Origin of the sequence: Curvibacter microcysteis (genome assembly GCF_028649455.1) — a bacterium.
Taxonomy (GTDB): Bacteria; Pseudomonadota; Gammaproteobacteria; order Burkholderiales; family Burkholderiaceae_C; genus Curvibacter; species Curvibacter microcysteis.
Genome location: NZ_JAQSIO010000009.1, coordinates 74,754 through 93,216 on the forward strand (window position 1 = coordinate 74,754; position 18,463 = coordinate 93,216).

Genomic DNA, 18,463 nt, shown 5'->3' on the forward strand with positions numbered 1-18,463 from the left:
CAGGGGCAAGCAGGGCCTGAGTCAATGCCGTGTGCCGCCCGCTTCAGGCGCCGGGCTCAAGCCCTCGATGGGCTGCTGTTGGCCATCAGCTGGCGCAAAGTCCGGTTTTGCCAGTCCATTTCGGCGTTCAGCACCTGTTGGATGCGGGCCTCAGATTCGGGGGAGGCCAGGCTTTGGGCCTGAGCGGCGTGGTAGGCGGCCTGCCGCGCATGGCCCAGCACCGCATCGGCCACTGCATGGGTGGCGGCCACCGTGGCGGCTGGGCAGGGGCCCGCGTGGCCGTCGGCTGGGGCTTGTTCCAATTGAAGTGCCAGTTTCTTCAAACCATGGGCGGCAGCCGTCAGGGTGGGGCGGTCAATGCGGTCGGCCAGGTAGAGCTCCAGTACGGTGACGGCGGTCACGGCCGCAGGCGCCTCCAGCAGGTGCTGCACGCGCCTCACGCAGGCCAGGCCAAAGCGCAGCTGCTGCCGCTCGGCTTGGGGGTGCTGGAGCAAGCTGTCCCACAGCGTGGCAAGGGCTGGGGTCATGATTGAACGGCTGATTTAGCGGGATGGAAGGAAGATGGAGTCCATTGTCCTCGTCCATCGCAGCCTGCCTCTAGGTAAAAACCAAGCTCTGCCGCCAGGGCTGCCGGTCGTTGGACAATGGGGGCATGAAGCAGCCGCCGTCCGATCTCCTGTCCTCTGTCCCCACGTCCACGTCCACGTCCTATGTGCCGCTGGCCGAGCGTTTGCGCCCGCAGTCGCTGGGCGAGGTGATTGGGCAACAGCACCTGTTGGGCCCGGGCATGCCTTTGCGCCTCGCCTTCGAGTCGGGGCGGCCCCACAGCTGCATTCTTTGGGGGCCACCGGGGGTGGGCAAGACCACCATTGCGCGTTTGATGGCCAAGGCCTTTGACGCCCACTTCATCACCATCAGTGCCGTGCTCGGCGGCGTGAAGGAAATCCGCGAGGCGGTCGACCAGGCCGAGGCCGTGCGGCACGGCCTGCACCCCCAGCCCACGATTTTGTTTGTCGATGAGGTGCACCGCTTCAACAAAAGCCAGCAAGACGCTTTTTTGCCCCATGTTGAGAGTGGCTTGTTCACCTTCATCGGCGCGACCACGGAAAACCCTTCCTTCGAGGTCAACTCGGCCTTGCTGTCACGTGCCCAGGTGTATGTGCTCAAGGCGTTTGAAGAGGCTGATTCGCGCCAATTGATTGAGCGCGCCCACACGTTGGCTTTGCAGCACCTGGTGTTTGACGACGGGGCGATCGACACCCTGGCAGGTTATGCCGATGGTGACGCACGTCGCCTGCTCAACCTGCTGGAGCAAAGCGCGACCGCGGCCCAGGCCAGTGGTGTGACGCGCATCGACAGCCTGTTTTTGCAGAAAGCCCTGACGCTGAATGCCCGCCGTTTTGACAAGGGCGGAGACCACTTTTACGACCAAATTTCAGCGCTGCACAAGTCTGTGCGTGGCTCCAACCCCGATGCGGCCTTGTACTGGCTGTGCCGCATGCTCGATGGCGGCGCCGACGCCCGCTACCTGTCGCGCCGGGTGGTGCGCATGGCCTGGGAGGACATCGGCCTGGCCGACCCGCGCGCTTTGCAGATCGCCAACGACGCAGCGGCTACCTACGAACGCCTGGGCTCGCCCGAAGGGGAGTTGGCCCTGGCTCAAGCGGTCATCTACCTGGCGGTGGCCCCCAAGAGCAATGCGGGCTACCTGGCTTACAAGCAGGCCAAGGCTTTCATTGAAAAAGACCGTTCCCGCGAGGTGCCTGTGCACCTGCGCAACGCCCCGACCAAGCTGATGCAGGAGTTGGGACATGGCAAGGCCTACCGTTATGCCCACGATGAGCCCGAAGCCTATGTGGCGGGTGAAAGCTACCTGCCCGAAGGCATGGCGGCACCGGGCTGGTACCAGCCCGTGCCCCGGGGGCTGGAACTCAAGATTGCTGACAAATTGGCCCATTTGCGTCGATTGGACGAGGCGGCAGGCTCGGATTGAAAATATTTTTTCCAGATATTTGCTGGAAAAGTGGAACTTTCTCGTCTGTTGGGTGACGGCGAGCGTTCAAGGATCGACGGGACGGTCGATGTCTGCGTTTATGCCATCAAATCAGGCGCCAGGCTAACAACTGTCGCATCCGATGCTCCAAATTAGATAGCAAAGAAGTCTGCCCCGGCGCCATCTCGCACGACGATGGTGCACGTCGTGTTTGGCGGGGTGGGCCTGCTCAGAGTGGTGGATTGGCGCGCCCGTAAAAGCAGTCGAATGAATGAAGCTGGGGTTTGATCAGTTTTATTGATGAACAAATAGGCCTTCTGATACAGCTCAAAACACGGGTAAACCCCGGCCAGACAATAACTTTTTCATTCTGTAGGCTTGGCTACAATCCCGGCCACCAACCCGCTCCGGATTTTTTCTGGCGGGTTTTTTGCTAGGTGGAAGATGGCTTTGTCGTGCCCCGGCCATCCGCCCGGGGATCGGCAAGGCTTCTGACTCAACGGAGAAACTTTATGGAAATATTGCTGCAGCAGATCATCAACGGTCTGGTATTGGGCAGCATGTACGCCCTGGTAGCCCTTGGCTACACCATGGTGTACGGCATCATCAACTTGATCAACTTTGCCCACGGTGAGGTGCTGATGGTCGGTGCGCTGACCAGCTGGACCTGCATTGGCTTCATGCAAGAGGCCATGCCAGGGGCTCCGGGCTGGCTGATCCTGTTGTTCGCCATGGTCATCGCCTGCGTGGTGGCGGCAACGCTGAACTTCGTGATTGAGAAAGTGGCTTACCGGCCGCTGCGCAACAGCCCCAAGCTGGCGCCCCTGATCACGGCGATTGGCATGTCCATCCTCTTGCAGACGCTGGCCATGATCATCTGGAAGCCGAACTACAAGCCGTATCCGACGCTCTTGCCTTCCACCCCCATCGATGTGGCCGGCGCGGTGATCACCCCGACCCAGATCCTGATCCTGGGCGTGACGGCGGTGTCCCTCGCGGTGCTGATGTGGTTGGTCAACTACACCAAGCTGGGTCGTGCCATGCGCGCCACGGCAGAGAATCCCCGTGTGGCGGCCCTCATGGGCGTCAAGCCTGACATGGTGATTTCGGCCACTTTCATCATTGGCGCCGTGCTGGCAGCCATCGCCGGCATCATGTACGCTGCCAACTACGGTACCGTGCAGCACACCATGGGCTTCCTGCCCGGTCTGAAGGCGTTCACGGCGGCCGTGTTCGGTGGCATTGGCAACTTGGCTGGTGCGGTGGTCGGCGCCTTGTTGTTGGGCCTGATTGAATCGATCGGCTCGGGTTACATCGGGCAGCTGACCGGCGGCCTGCTGGGCAGCAACTACACCGACATCTTTGCCTTCGTGGTGCTCATCATCATCTTGACCCTGCGTCCTTCGGGCTTGCTGGGTGAGCGGGTGGCGGATCGCGCTTGAGCCCAGGAGAACCAACATGAATCAAGACAACAAGTTCCTGAAATACGCCGCCATGGGCGCCGCCCTGCTGGTGCTGCCCCTGGTGCTGCAATTCTTCGGCAACGCCTGGGTTCGCATTGCCGACCTGGCCCTGCTGTATGTGATGCTGGCCCTGGGCCTGAACATCGTGGTGGGTTACGCCGGTCTGCTGGACCTGGGCTATGTGGCCTTCTACGCTGTGGGCGCTTATTTGTTCGGCCTGCTGGCTTCGCCCCAGCTGACCGACAACTTCGCCGCCATCGCCGCGCTGTTCCCCAACGGCCTGCACACACCTTGGTGGGTGATCATCCCGGTGGGCGCCGTCGTCGCCGCCTTTGCCGGGGCCCTGCTGGGTGCGCCCACGCTGAAGCTGCGCGGTGACTACCTGGCCATCGTGACTTTGGGTTTCGGTGAGATCGTTCGTATCTTCATGAACAACCTCGACCACCCGATCAACATCACCAACGGTCCCAAGGGCCTGGGTCAGATCGATTCGATCAGCTTCTTCGGTCTGGACCTGGCCAAGCGACTGTCGATCGGCAGTTTCGACATCAGCTCGGTCACGCTGTACTACTACCTGTTCCTGGTGCTGGTGGTGCTGACGGTGATCATCTGCTACCGCCTGCAGGACTCGCGCATCGGCCGCGCCTGGATGGCCATCCGTGAAGACGAAATCGCTGCCAAGGCCATGGGCATCAACACCCGCAACATGAAGTTGCTGGCCTTCGGCATGGGTGCCAGCTTTGGCGGCGTGGCTGGTGCCATGTTTGGTGCCTTCCAGGGCTTCGTCTCGCCTGAGTCCTTCAGCCTGATGGAGTCGGTGATGATCGTGGCCATGGTGGTGTTGGGCGGCATCGGCCACATCCCCGGCGTGATCTTGGGTGCTGTGCTGCTGTCGGCCTTGCCGGAAGTGCTGCGCTATGTGGCGGGTCCCCTGCAGGCCATGACCGATGGCCGTCTGGATTCGGCCATCCTGCGCCAGTTGCTGATCGCGCTGGCCATGATCATCGTGATGCTGTTGCGTCCGCGTGGCCTGTGGCCCGCGCCCGAGCACGGCAAGTCGCTGCAGCAAGTTCGTTAAGGAGACACCCCCATGGCAGAAACCGTACTCAAGGTGTCCGGCATTTCCAAACGTTTTGGCGGCTTGCAAGCCCTCAGTGACGTCGGCATCACCATCGAACGTGGCCAGGTTTATGGCCTGATCGGCCCCAACGGCGCCGGCAAGACCACGTTTTTCAACGTCATCACGGGCCTTTACACGCCCGACAGTGGCAACTTCGAGCTCGCCGGCAAGCCTTACCAGCCGACGGCTGTGCACGAAGTGGCGCGCGCTGGCATTGCCCGCACCTTCCAGAACATCCGTTTGTTCGCTGAAATGACGGCCCTGGAAAACGTCATGGTGGGCCGCCACATCCGCACCCATTCGGGCCTGATGGGCGCCATCTTCCGCAGCGCCAGCTTCAAGGCTGAAGAAGCGGCCATCGCCAAGCGCGCCCAAGAGCTGCTCGACTACGTGGGCATTGGCAAGTACGCCGACTTCAAGGCGCGCACGCTGTCCTACGGCGACCAACGCCGTCTGGAGATCGCCCGCGCCCTGGCCACCGACCCGCAGCTGATTGCGCTGGACGAGCCGGCCGCCGGCATGAACGCCACCGAGAAGGTGCAATTGCGCGAATTGATCGACCAGATCCGCCGCGACAACCGCACCATCTTGTTGATCGAACACGATGTGAAACTGGTCATGGGCCTGTGCGATCGCGTCACGGTGTTGGACTACGGCAAGCAAATTGCCGAAGGCAAACCCGCCGACGTGCAGAAGAACGAAAAGGTGATCGAGGCTTACCTCGGCACCGGTGGCCACTGAGTTAGGAAAGACGAATCCCATGACAGCGAAAACGCTTCTGAAAGTCAGCGGCCTGAAGGTGTCCTATGGCGGCATCCAGGCCGTCAAGGGTGTGGACTTCGAGGTCCGCGAGGGCGAACTGGTGTCCCTGATCGGCTCCAACGGCGCCGGCAAGACCACCACCATGAAGGCCATCACCGGCGGCCTGGTCGCCAACGATGGCGACATCTTGTACCTGGACAAGTCCATCAAGGGCCAAGGGGCCTGGGACCTGGTCAAGCAGGGCCTGGTCATGGTGCCCGAAGGCCGTGGCGTGTTCACCCGCATGACCATCACGGAAAACCTCCAGATGGGCGCCTTCATCCGCTCGGACAAGGCCGGCATCCTGGCTGATATCGACAAGATGTTCGCCCTGTTCCCCCGCCTCAAAGAGCGCCGCGACCAGTTGGCCGGCACCATGTCGGGCGGTGAGCAGCAAATGCTGGCCATGGCGCGTGCGCTGATGTGCCAGCCCAAGGTGCTGTTGCTGGACGAGCCCTCGATGGGCCTGTCGCCCATCATGGTCGACAAGATCTTCGAGGTGGTGCGCGACGTGTCCGCCCAAGGCGTGACCATCGTCCTGGTGGAGCAAAACGCCAGCCGCGCCTTGGCCATCGCCAGCCGTGGCTATGTGATGGAGTCCGGCCTGATCACCATGACCGGTCTGGGCAAGGACCTGCTGGTCGATCCCAAGGTGCGCGCCGCCTACCTGGGCGAATAAGCTTCGCCCCGACCCACCGCTGGGTGGGTTCGCGACCCCGACGTGCCTCTTCTGGAGGTCCGGCGGGGTTTTTTCATGGGGCCACCGCTGGGCGGGGTGCGGCGGCGTACAGTGCCAGTCACTTTGCTGCGGGTGCACCCCATGTTTGCTTTTTTCCAGAACCTCCCCGTGCCGCTCCAGGCGGCCTTCTTGCTGACGCTGTCCAACGTCTTCATGACCTTCGCTTGGTATGGGCACTTGAAAAGCCTGGCGGGCTCGCCTTGGTACACCGCCGCCTTCATCAGCTGGGGCATTGCGCTGTTTGAGTACCTGCTGCAGGTGCCTGCCAACCGCATCGGCTTCACCCACTTCAACGTGGGCCAGCTCAAGATCATGCAAGAGGTGATCACCTTGGCCGTGTTTGTGCCCTTTTCCGTCTTCTATTTGAACCAGCCATTGAAGCTTGACTACCTTTGGGCGGGCTTGTGCATGGTGGGCGCCGTTTACTTCATTTTTCGGGGCGCTTGAGCCCCCGCGGAGGTGCTTGGCGGGGCCGCAGGCCTCGCCCGGTTAGAATCAGGGAGTTTTGTCATCATTCCGTCACATTCAGTGACTTTTTTTTCGCCTGCTAGGAGTCGCCATGCTGTTCGGCAAACTGTTGCCCCGTGAGGGCAATTTTTTCGAGATGTTCAACCAGCACGCCGAGCACATCGTGGAGGCCGCCCGCGCCTTCTCCCAGCTGGTGGCCAACTACAACGATCCGCACCTGCGTGACAAGTACAACCAGGATGTGGACAACGCTGAACACGCGGCAGACCGGGTGACCCAAGAGGTCAACCGCCTGATCCACAAGACCTTCATCACCCCGATCGACCGTGAGCAGATCCACTCCTTGATCAACACCATGGACGACGTGGCCGACCTGATCCAGGACTCGGCTGAAACCATGGCTTTGTACGACGTGCGTGTGATGACCGATGAAATCACCCGCCTGACCGACCTCAGCCTGAAGTGCTGCGAGCGTCTGCGCGATGCGGTCAAGCTGCTCGACAAGATCACCGACCAGCGCACCGCCGAAGCCGCTCTGAAGACCTGCGAGGAAATCGACCGCCTCGAGTCCGATGCCGACCGCGTGATGCGCGCAGCCATGAGCAAGCTGTTCCGCGAAGAGCCCGATGTGCGTGAAGTCATCAAGCTCAAGGCCATCTACGAGCTGCTCGAAACCATCACCGACAAGTGCGAGGATGTGGCCAACCTGATCGAGGGCATCGTCCTCGAAAACTCCTGATCCGGGGCGCAGCATGAGCAACGTTCAGGTGGCTTTGTGGGCCGTGATGGTCCTGGTGGCCATGGCCCTGGTGTTCGACTTCATGAACGGGTTTCATGATGCGGCGAACTCCATTGCCACAGTGGTCTCGACCGGGGTGCTCAAGCCCGGCCAGGCGGTGGTCTTCGCCGCGTTCTTCAACTTCATTGCGATCTTCATCTTCCACCTCAGCGTGGCCGCGACGGTGGGCAAGGGCATTGCCCAACCCGGGGTGGTGGACATCCATGTGGTGTTTGGCGCCTTGGCGGGCGCCATCGTCTGGAACCTGATCACTTGGTACTACGGCATCCCCAGCAGCTCGTCACACGCGCTGATTGGTGGCATCGTGGGCGCGGTGATCGCCAAGGCTGGTGCGGGTGCCCTGCTGCCTGCGGGCATCCTGCGCACGGTGGCCTTCATTTTCATCTCGCCTTTCCTGGGCTTTGTGTTTGGCTCGCTGATGATGGTGATCGTGGCCTGGATTTGCCGTCGCACCCGCCCGTCCAAGGTGGACCGCTGGTTCCGCCGCCTGCAACTGGTGTCGGCAGGGGCCTACAGCTTGGGCCACGGCGGCAACGATGCGCAAAAGACCATCGGCATCATTTGGATGCTGCTGATCGCCACGGGCTATGCTCCGATCGACGGGGCTGCACCGCCGAACTGGACCATCATTTGCTGCTATGTCGCCATTGGCCTGGGCACCATGTTTGGGGGCTGGCGCATTGTGAAGACCATGGGCCAGAAGATCACCAAGCTCAAGCCTGTGGGCGGGTTCTGCGCTGAAACCGGGGGGGCTTTGACCCTGTTCATCGCCACCATGATGGGCGTGCCCGTGTCGACCACCCACACCATCACCGGCGCCATCGTCGGCGTGGGCTCGGTGCAGCGCGCCAGCGCCGTGCGTTGGGGCGTGGCAGGCAACATCGTCTGGGCTTGGGTCCTGACCATTCCGGCCTCGGCCTTCGTGGCTGCCGTCGGCTACTGGATCAGCTTCCAGTTGTTCTGATTCAGGCCGTGGGCCCTGCGCCCGCCACACCCTGTTAGGCACACCCTGTGCCGCCCTGTTCGAAACGGGGTGGCCAGGGTGTTGTGCTTTGGGCACGATGAACCTGGGGCGCTGGCCTGCGCCGGGCCGGGGCGTTCAATTGCCTTGCAAGGCGTCAAACAAGGCGACGAATTCCTGGGTCAGCTTGTGGCGTGGGTCCAAATGGATCATGGGGCGCGACAGCTCGTGCGACTCCTTGATCTTCACGCTGGCGCTCAGGTAGGGCTGCAGCACGGGGAGGCCTTCATCGACCAGCTCCTGCACCGTGCGCTTGGGCAGGGCAGCGCGCGGCTGGAACTGGTTGACGACGATGCCTTCCACCGCCAGGTCGCGGTTGTGGTCGGCCTGGATTTCCTTCACGCTGTCCAGTAGGCCATAGAGGGCCCGGCGCGAAAAATCATCGCAGTCAAAGGGGATCAGGCAGGCCTGGGCCGCGATCAAGGCCGAGCGGGTGTAGAAATTCAGTGCCGGTGGGGTGTCGATCCAGACCAGGTCGTAGGTGTCGCCCAATTCGTTCAGTGCGTCGCGCAGCTTGTAGATCTTGTAGCGGCTTTCCAGCTTGCTGTGCAGCTCTTCGAGCAGCGGGCTGGCGGGCATCACATGCAGGTTCTCCCAAGGCGACTCAACGATGAATTCGCTGGTGGCCGGGTTGCGCAGGGTGAACTTGAGCGTGGTGTCAAAGAACTCGGCGGCGCCAGCCAGGCCTTGTTCGACCGCATCGCCCAGCAGGTAGCGGCTGGAGTTGCCCTGGGCGTCCAGATCCACCACCAAGGTGCGCAGGCCTCGTTCGGCGCCGATGGCGGCCAGGTTGCTGGTGATGGTGGACTTGCCGACCCCGCCCTTTTGATTGAACACAACGCGTCGCATGACCGGTTTCCGTGCAGTTGCAATGGGTCTATTGTGCACTGCAACAAAAACCAGGGGGCTGTTTTTGCGTGGGACGGGGCCGTATGCCGGCGGGGCGCGCTCAGAGCTGGGTGCGCAGGCTCCAGATTTCGGGGAACAGCACCACGTCCAGCATCTTGCGCAGGTAGCTCACGCCGCCGGTGCCGCCGGTGCCGCGCTTGAACCCAATCACGCGCTCGACGGTGGTCACATGGCGGAAGCGCCAGAGGCGGAAGGCGTCTTCCAGGTCGGTCAGCTCTTCGCCCAGCTGGTACAGGTCCCAGTGCGCTTGCGGGTTGCGGTAGACCTGCAGCCAGGCCTGTTCGACCTCGGCGCTGGCGGTGTAGGGCTGGGTCCAATCGCGCTCCAGGTGGCTGTTGGGCACTCGGATGCCCCGGCGGGCCAACAGGCGCAGCGCCTGGTCATAGAGCGAGGGCGCCTGGTAGCGCGCCTCGACCCGGGCCAGCAGGTCCGCCCGGTGTTCGTGCGGCTTGAGCATGGCGGCATTTTTGTTGCCCAGCGCGAACTCGATGCAGCGGTATTGGTAGCTCTGAAAGCCGCTGGAGCTGGCCAGGTACGGCCGGATGGCGCTGTACTCGGGCGGCGTCATGGTGGCCAGTACGTCCCAGGCGTGCACCAGCTGTTCCATGATCTTGCTGACCCGGGCCAGCATTTTGAATGCGGTGGGCAACTGGTCCAGTGCCACATGCTCAATGGCCGCGCCCAGCTCGTGCAGCATGAGTTTCATCCACAGCTCGCTGGTCTGGTGCTGGACGATGAAAAGCAGTTCGTTGTGGTCGGGCGAGCGCGGGCTTTGCGCGTTCAGGATCTGGTCGAGCTGCAGGTAGTCGCCGTAGCTCATGGACTGGCTGAAGTCCAGCTGGGCTTTTTCTTCGACCACGATGCGTGCCGTGTCCTGGGTTTGCGTGCCCGAGGTCTGGGTGGTGGGGGGGGCGTGGAAAGGGCACATGCTCAGGTCACCGCGTGGTTTTGGTTGAACTCGGGCGCCTGCCAGGCGCCGCTGTCCAGCACCTCGCGCAGGTGCTCGACCGCGTGCCAGACGTCGGCGTAGCCGATGTACAGCGGGGTGAAGCCAAAGCGCAGGATGTCGGGATGCGCCGCGCCGTCGCCTCGGCGGAAGTCGCCGATCACGCCGCGCGCGATCAGCGCTTGCACGATGGCGTAGGCGCCCGAGGGGCCGTTGGGGTCGTCAGGGTTGATGCGCGTCAGGCTGACTTGCGAGCCGCGCTGGGCGTGCGCACGCGGCGTCGCCAGGCCCAGGCCGTGGCCGGCGCAGCGGGCTTCGACCAGTTCAATGAACAGGTCGGTCAAGGCCAGCGACTTGGCGCGCAGCGCGGCCATGCCACCCAGCGCATCGGCGGCGTGCAGGGTGTCCAGCCCGCATTCCAGCGCGGCCAGGCTGAGGATGGGCTGGGTGCCGCACAGGTAGCGGGCAATGCCCTCGGCGGGTTGGTAGTCGGGTGTGAAGGCAAAGGGCGCGGCGTGGCCCCACCAGCCCGAGAGCGGTTGCCAGAAGCGGCTGGCGTGGCGCGGGTGGGCCCAGACAAAGGCGGGGGCACCAGGGCCACCGTTCAAGTATTTGTAGCCGCAGCCAATCGCAAAGTCGGCCTGCGCGCCCTGCAGGTCGACCGGCACGGCGCCGGCGCTGTGCGCCAGGTCCCACACGGTCAGGGCGCCGGCGGCGTGGGCGGCGGCGGTCACCTCGGCCATGTCCAGCATGGCGCCCGTGCGGTAGTTGACGTGGGTCAGCATCAGCACCGCGACCTGCGCGTCCAGCGCGCCCAGCACGTCTTCGGGCTCGACCAGCACCAGCTCCAGGCCGCGTTCACGCGCCAAGGATTCGGCGATGTAGAGGTCGGTCGGGAAGTTGCTGCGCTCGCTGACGATGCGCTTACGTTGCGGGGCGTCTTCACGCGCGATGTTGAGCGCGGCCGACAGCACCTTGTACAGGTTGATCGAGGTGCTGTCGGTGCACACCAGCTGGTTGGGGCCGGCGCCCACCAGCGGCGCCAACTGGTTGCCCAGGCGCTGCGGCAGGTCGAACCAGCCGGCGCTGTTCCAGCTGCGGATCAGGCCGTCGCCCCATTCGCCCGTCACCACTTGGGCGACGCGGGCCGGGGTGGCGGCGGGCAACACGCCCAGTGAGTTGCCGTCCAGGTAGATCACGCCCTGGGGCAGTTGGAACAGGTTTTTCAGCGCGCGCAAGGGGTCTTGTGCGTCGCGCGCTTGGCAGTCTGCCAGGGTCGTCGGGGTGGTGGTCATGGTGTTGTCTCTGCAGGGGGCTTGGCAATGAAAGCGTGAAATCAGCGCGGGCGGCGCAGCACGGCGCGCACGGGCGAGGCGTCGGCGGTGGTCAATTTGAGGGGCAGGGCGATGAGCTCGTAGTCGCCCTCGGGCACGGCGTCGAGCAGCAGGTTTTCCAGCACGCGCAGGCCACGCCGGCGGATCACCTGGTGGCTGTCCAGCGTCTTGCTGTCGGCCGGGTCGATGCTGGCGCTGTCGATGCCGACCAGCTGCACACCCAGGTCGGCCAGGCGCTCCAGCACTTCAGGGGCATAGGCTGGCAGTGCTGGGTCCCAGCCGGTGGGGCTTTGCGCGTAAGTGCGCACCAACACGCGCGGTGGCAGGTCGACCAAGGCGTGCTCAATGTCGCGCCATTGCACCAGCGGGCGGGCTTGGCAAGCGTGGATGACACGGCAGGGGCCGAGAAAGGGCGCCAGATCGAGCAGGCCGACCGCTGCGCCGTCGGGGTCGTAGTGCAGCGGCGCGTCGGCATGCGCGCCGACGTGCGGCGACAGCGTCAGCGTGGCGACGTTGACCGGGCAGTCGGGCGTGATGCGGGCGTTCCAGTGTTGCTGGTAGGGCGTGTCGCCGGGAAAGACCGGCGCGTCGGCGTGGAGTGGGGGGGAAATGTCCCAAAGATCCCAGAGCGGTGTCATGGGGCGTGAAGTTAAAGGCGCTGGAGACCTCGTGGTGTCGGTTTTTTACAACGAGTTGGCAATTTTGCGAGCCGTTAGAATAAGAATTGTTTTCATTCAAAAGGCATCTGTGCCAAGCGCTACCACCTCTGTTGCCCCCACCCCAGGTGCTGAACTGGGATTGCATGAATTGCCCTTGCGCACCGAGGCCTGGGTGTTGCGCCTGGATGCGTCCGACCCGGCGCAGGACCGCGATTTGCTGCTGCGTTTGCTGGAGATTGGCTTTCTGCCTGGCGAGCCCGTCAAGGTCATCGCCAAGGGCTTCCCGTCCGCTGATCCGATTGCCGTGCGCGTTGGCCACACCACCTTTGCCTTGCGCCACCACGAAGCCGCCTTGGTGCGGGTGTCGGCCACCGCGCCGGTGGTGGGGGGGCTGGCATGAACCCGACAGAAGTGCTGAGCCCGGTGCGCGCTGCCCTGCTGGGCAACCCCAACTGCGGCAAGACCGCCTTGTTCAACCTGCTGACTGGCAGTCGCCAAAAGGTGGCCAATTACGCGGGGGTCACGGTCGAACGCAAAGAGGGCCTGTTGAGCACCCGCGGCGGGCGCCGCGTCGTGGTGCTCGACCTCCCTGGCGCCTACAGCCTGAACGCCCTGAGTGCCGACGAGGCCGTCACGCGCGACATCGTCACCGGCCACCGCGCGGGTGAGCCCTTGCCTGATCTGCTGGTCTGCGTGGCCGATGCCACCAACCTGCAGCTCAACCTGCGCCTGGTGTTGGAGGCCAAGGCCCTGGGCCTGCCCATGGTCCTGGCGCTGAACATGAGCGACGCGGCGCGGCGCGAAGGCATCACCATCGACCGAGCGGTGCTGTCCCATGAGTTGGGTCTGCCGGTGCTGGAGACCGTGGGCGTGCGCCACGATGGCGCGCGCGAGTTGCTGGACTACCTGGATCAATGGCATGCCGCGGGCGCGGCCGACCGCTCCCACACCCCGTGGCAGGCGCCGCATTTTGACGAGGTCATGGCAACCCAGGTCGAGGTGCGCCGCATCCTGCGTCTGGCCGTGACCCAGGACCAGGCCAACAGCCTGAGCGGTGACGACGCCATCGACCGCGTGGTCCTGCACCCGCTGTGGGGCATGCTGATCCTGGCGTTCATGCTGTTCATGATGTTCCAGGCCGTGTTCAGCTGGGCCACCGTGCCCATGGACGCGATCAAAGAGGGCGTCGACGCCTTGGCTGAACTGGTGCGGTCGCAGCTGCCCGAGGGCGTGCTGCAAAGCCTGCTTACCGATGGCGTGCTGGCCGGGGCCGGTGGCGTGCTGGTGTTCCTGCCACAGATCCTGATCCTGTTCTTCTTCATTTTGCTGCTGGAAGATTCTGGCTACCTGCCGCGCGCTGCTTTCCTACTGGACCGCGTGATGGGCACGGTGGGGTTGTCCGGGCGCTCCTTCATTCCCTTGTTGTCGAGCTTCGCCTGCGCGATTCCCGGCGTCATGGCCACGCGCACCATCACCCATTGGCGGGATCGCCTGGTGACCATCATGATCGCGCCGCTGATGACCTGCTCGGCACGCCTGCCCGTGTACGCCTTGCTGATCAGCGCCTTCATTCCCGAGCGCACCGTGGCCGGTGTGTTCAATCTGCAAGGCTTGGTGATGTTTGGCCTTTACGCGGGCGGCATCCTGGGCGCCATGGCGGTGGCTGCAGTGTTCAAGCTGTGGCGCGGCAAGGTCGGGCCCACACCGCTGGTGATGGAGCTGCCCGCCTACCGCATCCCCAGCCTGCGCAACCTGGCCCTGGGCCTGATGGAGCGCGCCGTGATCTTCATCAAGCGCGTGGGCAGCATCATCCTGGCCTTGATGGTCTTGCTGTGGTTTCTGTCCACCTTCCCGGGCCCGCCTGAGGGGGCTGCTGGCCCGGCCATCCAATACAGCCTGGCCGGTCAGATGGGCCAGGCCTTGGAGGTGATTTTTGCGCCCATTGGCTTCAACTGGCAGATTGCCATCGCCCTGGTGCCCGGTTTGGCCGCGCGTGAAGTGGCGGTGGGGGCGCTGGGCACGGTGTACGCGCTGTCGGCCACCGGGGACAGTGTGGCGGCTGAACTGGGGCCGTTGATCGCGCAAAGCTGGTCGCTGGCCACGGCCTTGTCCCTGCTGGTTTGGTATGTGTTCGCGCCTCAGTGCATCTCCACCCTGGTCACGGTGCGACGCGAGACCAACAGCTGGCGCTATGTGGCGCTGATGGCGGCTTACCTGTTTGCCTTGGCTTACGGCGCCAGTTGGCTCACCTACCGCGTGGCCGTGATGCTGGGAGGGGGTTGACCATGTGGCAGCAATGGATCGTTGGCTTGATTGTGTTTCTGGCGGGCAGCTACGCGCTCTGGTACTGGATGCCAGCCGCGTGGCGCCGTCCTCTGGGACGGGTGCAGAAAAAGCTCGGCGAGGCGCCTGGCTGCAGTGCCTGCAGCGATTGCTCAGGTTGCGCCACGCCCGCCAAGACCGCCGCAGCAGCGGGGGCCGTCAAAGGGCGCGAGCCGGTTTGGATGCGCCCGGGGTCTTGATTTTCGAGTGCGCCGGCGTGATGGCCAGGGGCTCAACCTGTCGCTTGGCATGGCGCTGAGCCTCGAAGGGCTCGCGCTTCAAACGATGCGGTCGCCCACCGCCTCGGCATAAGGCGGCAAGCCATGCCGCGCCCGCGCCTTTTCGCAGCCGTAATCGCCGGGCTCAAGCTCGTGGCAGGGCGAGGGGCGCCACTCGTAAATCCCGCAGCCCACCTGTTCACCGACCTTGCCGGTCAGGGCCGCACAGCGGATGGGCACATGGTCGGTCCCGCGCATGCGGCAGGTGCTGCCATTGACCTCCACGGCCAGGCCTGCGGGCACGCGGCCGCCCGCGTCGTCGAGTTCATAGATGGAGAAATCAACCCGGTACGAGGCGCAGCAGGCACCGCAACTGAGGCAGGGGTGGGTCATGGGTCAACAGGCCATCAGGCCACGCGGCCCAGCAGCAGGAACTCCATCAAGGCCTTTTGCACATGCATGCGGTTTTCGGCCTCGTCCCAGACCACCGATTGCGGGCCATCGATGACATCGGCTTCCACTTCCTCGCCACGGTGGGCGGGCAGGCAGTGCATGAACAGGGCGTCCGGGCGGGCGACCTTCATCATCTCGGTGTCCACGCACCAATCGGCAAAGGCGGCGCGGCGGGCTTCGTTCTCGGCCTCGTAACCCATGCTGGTCCACACATCGGTGGTCACCAGGTCGGCGCCACGGCAGGCTTCCATCGGATCGGCGAAGACCTTGAAGCCTTCTTGCTGGCGCACGCCGGCCACCGCCTCGTCGACCTCGTAGCCGCTGGGGGTACTGACGTGGACCTTGAAGTCCAGCAGTTCAGCCGCCTGCAGCCAGGTGTTGGCCATGTTGTTGCCGTCGCCCACCCAGGCCACGGTCTTGCCCTGGATCGAGCCGCGGTGCTCGATGTAGGTGAAGATGTCGGCCAGGATCTGGCAGGGGTGGAATTCGTTGGTCAGGCCGTTGATGACCGGCACGCGCGAGTGCTCGGCAAAGCGCTCGATCTTGTCCTGGCCATAGGTGCGGATCATCACCAGGTCCACCATGCGGCTGATGACCTTGGCGCTGTCCTCGATGGGTTCAGCCCGGCCCAGTTGGCTGTCGCCCGTGGTCAGGTGCACCACCGAGCCACCCAGCTGGTACATGCCCGCCTCGAAGCTGACGCGGGTGCGGGTGCTGGCCTTCTCAAAAATCATCGCCAGCGTGCGGTCGGCCAGTGGGTGGTATTTCTCGTAGGCCTTGAACTTCTTCTTGATCACGGCCGCGCGTTGCAGCACATGCGCGTACTCGTCGGCCGTCAGGTCGTTGAACTGCAGGTAATGGCGCAGGGGCGTGGTGCTCATTGGGTCGACTCCGACAAAAAGGCCTTCACCAGCGGGGCCAGGATGGCGACGATCTGATCGGCTTCGTCAGCCGTCAGGATCAGCGGTGGCACCAGGCGGATCACGCTGTCGGCGGTCACGCTCAGCAGCAGGCCGGCGTCTGCCGCGCGCTGGGTCAACGCGCCGCAGGGGCGGTCGAGGTCGATGCCCAGCATCAGGCCCTGGCCGCGGATTTCCTTCACGCCAGGCAGGCCGCCCAGTTCGCGCTGCAGGGCGGCGCGCAAGTGTTCACCGACCTGGGCGGCGTTGGCCAGCAGGCCGTCCTCTTCCATGATGCGGATGGTTTCCACCCCGGCGCGCATGGCCAGCGGGTTGCCGCCAAAGGTCGTGCCGTGGTTGCCTGGTTGGAAGATGGCCGCGGCCTTGGGGCCCGCCACCACCGCGCCGATTGGCACGCCCGAACCCAGGCCCTTGGCCAGCGGCATCACGTCCGGCACGATGCCGGCCCATTGGTGGGCAAACCACTTGCCGGTGCGGCCCATGCCGCACTGCACTTCGTCAATCATCATCAGCCAGTCGCGCTCGTCGCACAGCGCGCGCACTTGGCGCAGGTAGTCCAGGTGCATGGCGTTGATGCCGCCTTCGCCCTGGATGGTTTCAAAGAACACGGCCACCACGTTCGGGTTGCCTTCGGTCGCCTTCTTCAGTGCGTCGATGTTGTTCACCGGCACCCGGATGAAGCCTTCCACCAGCGGGCCAAAGCCCTTCTGGATTTTTTCATTGCCAGTGGCCGACAGGGTGGCGATCGAGCGGCCGTGGAAGGCCTTTTCATAGACCACGATCTCCGGGCGCTCAATGCCCTTGTCGTGGCCAAACTTGCGGGCCAGCTTGAGCGCAGCTTCATTGGCTTCCAGGCCGGTGGAGCAGAAAAACACATTGCTCATGCCCGAGAACTCGACCAGCTTCTTCGCCAGTGCTTCCTGGCCAGGCACATGGTAGTAGTTGCAGCAGTGGATGAGCTTGGCGATCTGGTCCTGCAGCGCGGGCACCAGCTTGGGGTGGTTGTGGCCCAGGGTGTTGACCGCAATGCCACCCAGGCCGTCGAGGTACTTTCGCCCGTTCACGTCCCAGACCCAGGCGCCTTGGCCATGCGACATGGCAATCGGCAGGCGGCCGTAGGTATTCATCACGTGGGGCGAGGAGGCCTCAATCAAAGCGGTCATGCTGTACTCCAAAACAGGGCTTATTGGTCCAATGCGGCGGGGTTCAGCGAGAATCGTTCTGCTGAAACGTAATTCTAGGCGCAGCGCGGTGATGCTTTTTTGACCATTTCGCATTACAGCAATGCATGTCGCCTGGTGGTTTTTAGTCTTATATAAGATAGAATACCCATGCCCAACCGAGGGCGCCTACACCCCCGGTTTGACCCACCCCCAAAGCGCACATCCCATGGTTTCTGATTCCGCCAAAGAAGTCTTCATCCAGGGCCTCACCCAAGATGGCAAGACCTTCCGGCCCAGTGATTGGGCGGAGCGCCTGGCGGGCGTGATGAGCCAATTCCGCCCTGGTGGCGCCCAGCCGGGCAGCCATTTGAGCTACTCCCCCTGGTGCATTCCCACCACCCTCAATGGCGTCAAGTGCGTGGTCGTGCACCGCGACCTGCGCGACTTCGAGCCCATGGCCTGGGACTTTGCGCTCAACTTCGCCCGGGACAATCACCTGCAGGTGGTCGAAGCCTGTTTGGTGCCGGACGCGCCCAAGAAAGCCTGAGGCAGGGCTTCTCTCCCCTCGATGGCTGGCCAGTTCGGCTGCGCCCGGCTTCGTCGCGGGCCATCAAGCCGGCGATCTCTCAAAACGACAGGCAACAAAAAACCGCCCGAAGGCGGTTTTTGCTTTGCTGACAGCGCACCCGTTACAAACGGCGGGTCAAAGGGCTTGCGCGACTTTCACCCGGGCTGTTTGCCTGAAAGATCAGGCGGCGAGGGCCAGGGCCTTGACCTTGGCAGCCAGGCGGCTCTTGTCGCGAGCGGCCTTGTTCTTGTGGAAGATGCCCTTGTCGGACACGATGTCGACCACGCTTTGGGCCTTGGCGAAGGCTTCGGCGGCTTTGGTCTTGTCACCAGCTGCGACGGCCTTTTCGACGTTCTTCACAGCGGTGCGGTATTTGGAGCGCAGGGACGTGTTCGCTGCGTTCAGCTTGACGTCTTGGCGTGCGCGCTTGCGGCCGGAGGCCAGGCGCGGGTTCTTTTTCTTGGGCTTGGTAGATGCCATTTTTAAATTTCCTTAAGTGTTTGGAGATGTTGCCAGCAAAGCCTACGATTCTAACCCAAGAGCCGTCCAGGGCCTAGAGGGCCTGTC

The 18,463-nt window shown here is 63.7% G+C and carries 20 protein-coding genes; 11 read left to right on the plus strand and 9 right to left on the minus strand.

Translation table 11 applies throughout. From position 1 onward, the window contains the following. Nucleotides 1-56 precede the first annotated feature (56 nt). Nucleotides 57-527, minus strand: a complete 471-nt coding sequence (locus PSQ39_RS18750; protein WP_273928674.1) for a hypothetical protein — start codon at nucleotides 525-527, stop codon at nucleotides 57-59. Nucleotides 528-652: 125 nt separating this feature from the next. On the opposite strand from PSQ39_RS18750, the gene PSQ39_RS18755 reads away from it, so the two are divergent. The 8 genes from PSQ39_RS18755 (at nucleotide 653) to PSQ39_RS18790 (ending at nucleotide 8,347) form a co-directional block, all read left to right on the plus strand. Further along, on the plus strand, nucleotides 653-1,993 hold the full coding sequence (locus PSQ39_RS18755; RefSeq protein ID WP_273928676.1) for a replication-associated recombination protein A: 1,341 nt from the start codon (nucleotides 653-655) through the stop codon (nucleotides 1,991-1,993). Between the two features lie 512 nt (nucleotides 1,994-2,505). Beyond that, nucleotides 2,506-3,435, plus strand: a complete 930-nt coding sequence (locus PSQ39_RS18760; protein ID WP_273928678.1) for a branched-chain amino acid ABC transporter permease — start codon at nucleotides 2,506-2,508, stop codon at nucleotides 3,433-3,435. Nucleotides 3,436-3,451: 16 nt separating this feature from the next. Next, a complete protein-coding gene (locus PSQ39_RS18765) occupies nucleotides 3,452-4,534 on the plus strand; it encodes an ABC transporter permease subunit (RefSeq protein WP_273928681.1) in 1,083 nt (360 codons plus the stop codon). Nucleotides 4,535-4,546: 12 nt separating this feature from the next. Continuing rightward, on the plus strand, nucleotides 4,547-5,317 hold the full coding sequence (locus PSQ39_RS18770; protein ID WP_273928683.1) for an ABC transporter ATP-binding protein: 771 nt from the start codon (nucleotides 4,547-4,549) through the stop codon (nucleotides 5,315-5,317). A gap of 19 nt (nucleotides 5,318-5,336) precedes the next feature. Further along, nucleotides 5,337-6,056, plus strand: a complete 720-nt coding sequence (locus PSQ39_RS18775) for an ABC transporter ATP-binding protein (protein ID WP_273928684.1) — start codon at nucleotides 5,337-5,339, stop codon at nucleotides 6,054-6,056. Between the two features lie 141 nt (nucleotides 6,057-6,197). Continuing rightward, nucleotides 6,198-6,563: a DMT family protein gene (locus PSQ39_RS18780; RefSeq protein WP_273928686.1), complete on the plus strand. Its 366-nt coding sequence runs from the start codon at nucleotides 6,198-6,200 to the stop codon at nucleotides 6,561-6,563. Nucleotides 6,564-6,675: 112 nt separating this feature from the next. Further along, on the plus strand, nucleotides 6,676-7,323 hold the full coding sequence (locus PSQ39_RS18785; protein WP_273928688.1) for a DUF47 domain-containing protein: 648 nt from the start codon (nucleotides 6,676-6,678) through the stop codon (nucleotides 7,321-7,323). Nucleotides 7,324-7,336: 13 nt separating this feature from the next. After that, on the plus strand, nucleotides 7,337-8,347 hold the full coding sequence (locus PSQ39_RS18790) for an inorganic phosphate transporter (protein WP_273928690.1): 1,011 nt from the start codon (nucleotides 7,337-7,339) through the stop codon (nucleotides 8,345-8,347). Between the two features lie 135 nt (nucleotides 8,348-8,482). On the opposite strand, the gene PSQ39_RS18795 is transcribed toward PSQ39_RS18790, so the two are convergent. The 4 genes from PSQ39_RS18795 to kynB all read right to left on the minus strand — a co-directional run bounded on the left by PSQ39_RS18795 (nucleotide 8,483) and on the right by kynB (nucleotide 12,231). Continuing rightward, nucleotides 8,483-9,253: a ParA family protein gene (locus PSQ39_RS18795; RefSeq protein ID WP_273928691.1), complete on the minus strand. Its 771-nt coding sequence runs from the start codon at nucleotides 9,251-9,253 to the stop codon at nucleotides 8,483-8,485. A 100-nt stretch (nucleotides 9,254-9,353) separates the two neighbouring features. Next, nucleotides 9,354-10,241, minus strand: coding sequence for a tryptophan 2,3-dioxygenase (gene kynA, locus PSQ39_RS18800; protein WP_273928693.1), 888 nt, complete (start codon nucleotides 10,239-10,241; stop codon nucleotides 9,354-9,356). A 2-nt stretch (nucleotides 10,242-10,243) separates the two neighbouring features. Further along, on the minus strand, nucleotides 10,244-11,554 hold the full coding sequence (kynU, locus tag PSQ39_RS18805; RefSeq protein WP_273928695.1) for a kynureninase: 1,311 nt from the start codon (nucleotides 11,552-11,554) through the stop codon (nucleotides 10,244-10,246). 41 nt (nucleotides 11,555-11,595) lie between these two features. Continuing rightward, nucleotides 11,596-12,231, minus strand: a complete 636-nt coding sequence (gene kynB, locus PSQ39_RS18810) for an arylformamidase (protein ID WP_273928700.1) — start codon at nucleotides 12,229-12,231, stop codon at nucleotides 11,596-11,598. Nucleotides 12,232-12,391: 160 nt separating this feature from the next. On the opposite strand from kynB, the gene PSQ39_RS18815 reads away from it, so the two are divergent. Together PSQ39_RS18815 and feoB are read left to right on the plus strand one after the other, a co-directional pair. Continuing rightward, entirely contained in the window at nucleotides 12,392-12,652 is a 261-nt protein-coding gene (locus PSQ39_RS18815) for a FeoA family protein (RefSeq protein ID WP_409242056.1), read from the plus strand. Next, nucleotides 12,649-14,535 (plus strand): ferrous iron transporter B, encoded by a 1,887-nt coding sequence (gene feoB, locus PSQ39_RS18820; protein WP_273928702.1) that lies wholly within the window; start codon nucleotides 12,649-12,651, stop codon nucleotides 14,533-14,535. Before PSQ39_RS18815 ends, feoB begins: the two co-directional genes overlap by 4 nt. 317 nt (nucleotides 14,536-14,852) lie before the next feature. On the opposite strand, the gene PSQ39_RS18825 is transcribed toward feoB, so the two are convergent. From PSQ39_RS18825 to PSQ39_RS18835, 3 genes are read right to left on the minus strand one after another with little or no spacing between them, the layout of a single operon-like run. Next, complete coding sequence (locus tag PSQ39_RS18825) at nucleotides 14,853-15,185, minus strand: YkgJ family cysteine cluster protein (protein WP_273928704.1); 333 nt, start codon at nucleotides 15,183-15,185, stop codon at nucleotides 14,853-14,855. Nucleotides 15,186-15,199: 14 nt separating this feature from the next. Next, nucleotides 15,200-16,126 (minus strand): ornithine carbamoyltransferase, encoded by a 927-nt coding sequence (argF, locus tag PSQ39_RS18830; protein WP_273928706.1) that lies wholly within the window; start codon nucleotides 16,124-16,126, stop codon nucleotides 15,200-15,202. Next, on the minus strand, nucleotides 16,123-17,328 hold the full coding sequence (locus PSQ39_RS18835; RefSeq protein ID WP_273928708.1) for an aspartate aminotransferase family protein: 1,206 nt from the start codon (nucleotides 17,326-17,328) through the stop codon (nucleotides 16,123-16,125). Before PSQ39_RS18835 ends, argF begins: the two co-directional genes overlap by 4 nt. Before the next feature lie 226 nt (nucleotides 17,329-17,554). On the opposite strand from PSQ39_RS18835, the gene PSQ39_RS18840 reads away from it, so the two are divergent. Continuing rightward, a complete protein-coding gene (locus PSQ39_RS18840) occupies nucleotides 17,555-17,875 on the plus strand; it encodes a DUF3579 domain-containing protein (RefSeq protein ID WP_273928710.1) in 321 nt (106 codons plus the stop codon). Nucleotides 17,876-18,076: 201 nt separating this feature from the next. Here the strand turns inward: PSQ39_RS18840 and rpsT are convergent, their stop codons facing one another. Further along, nucleotides 18,077-18,376, minus strand: a complete 300-nt coding sequence (gene rpsT / locus PSQ39_RS18845) for a 30S ribosomal protein S20 (RefSeq protein WP_273928711.1) — start codon at nucleotides 18,374-18,376, stop codon at nucleotides 18,077-18,079. Nucleotides 18,377-18,463 lie beyond the last annotated feature (87 nt).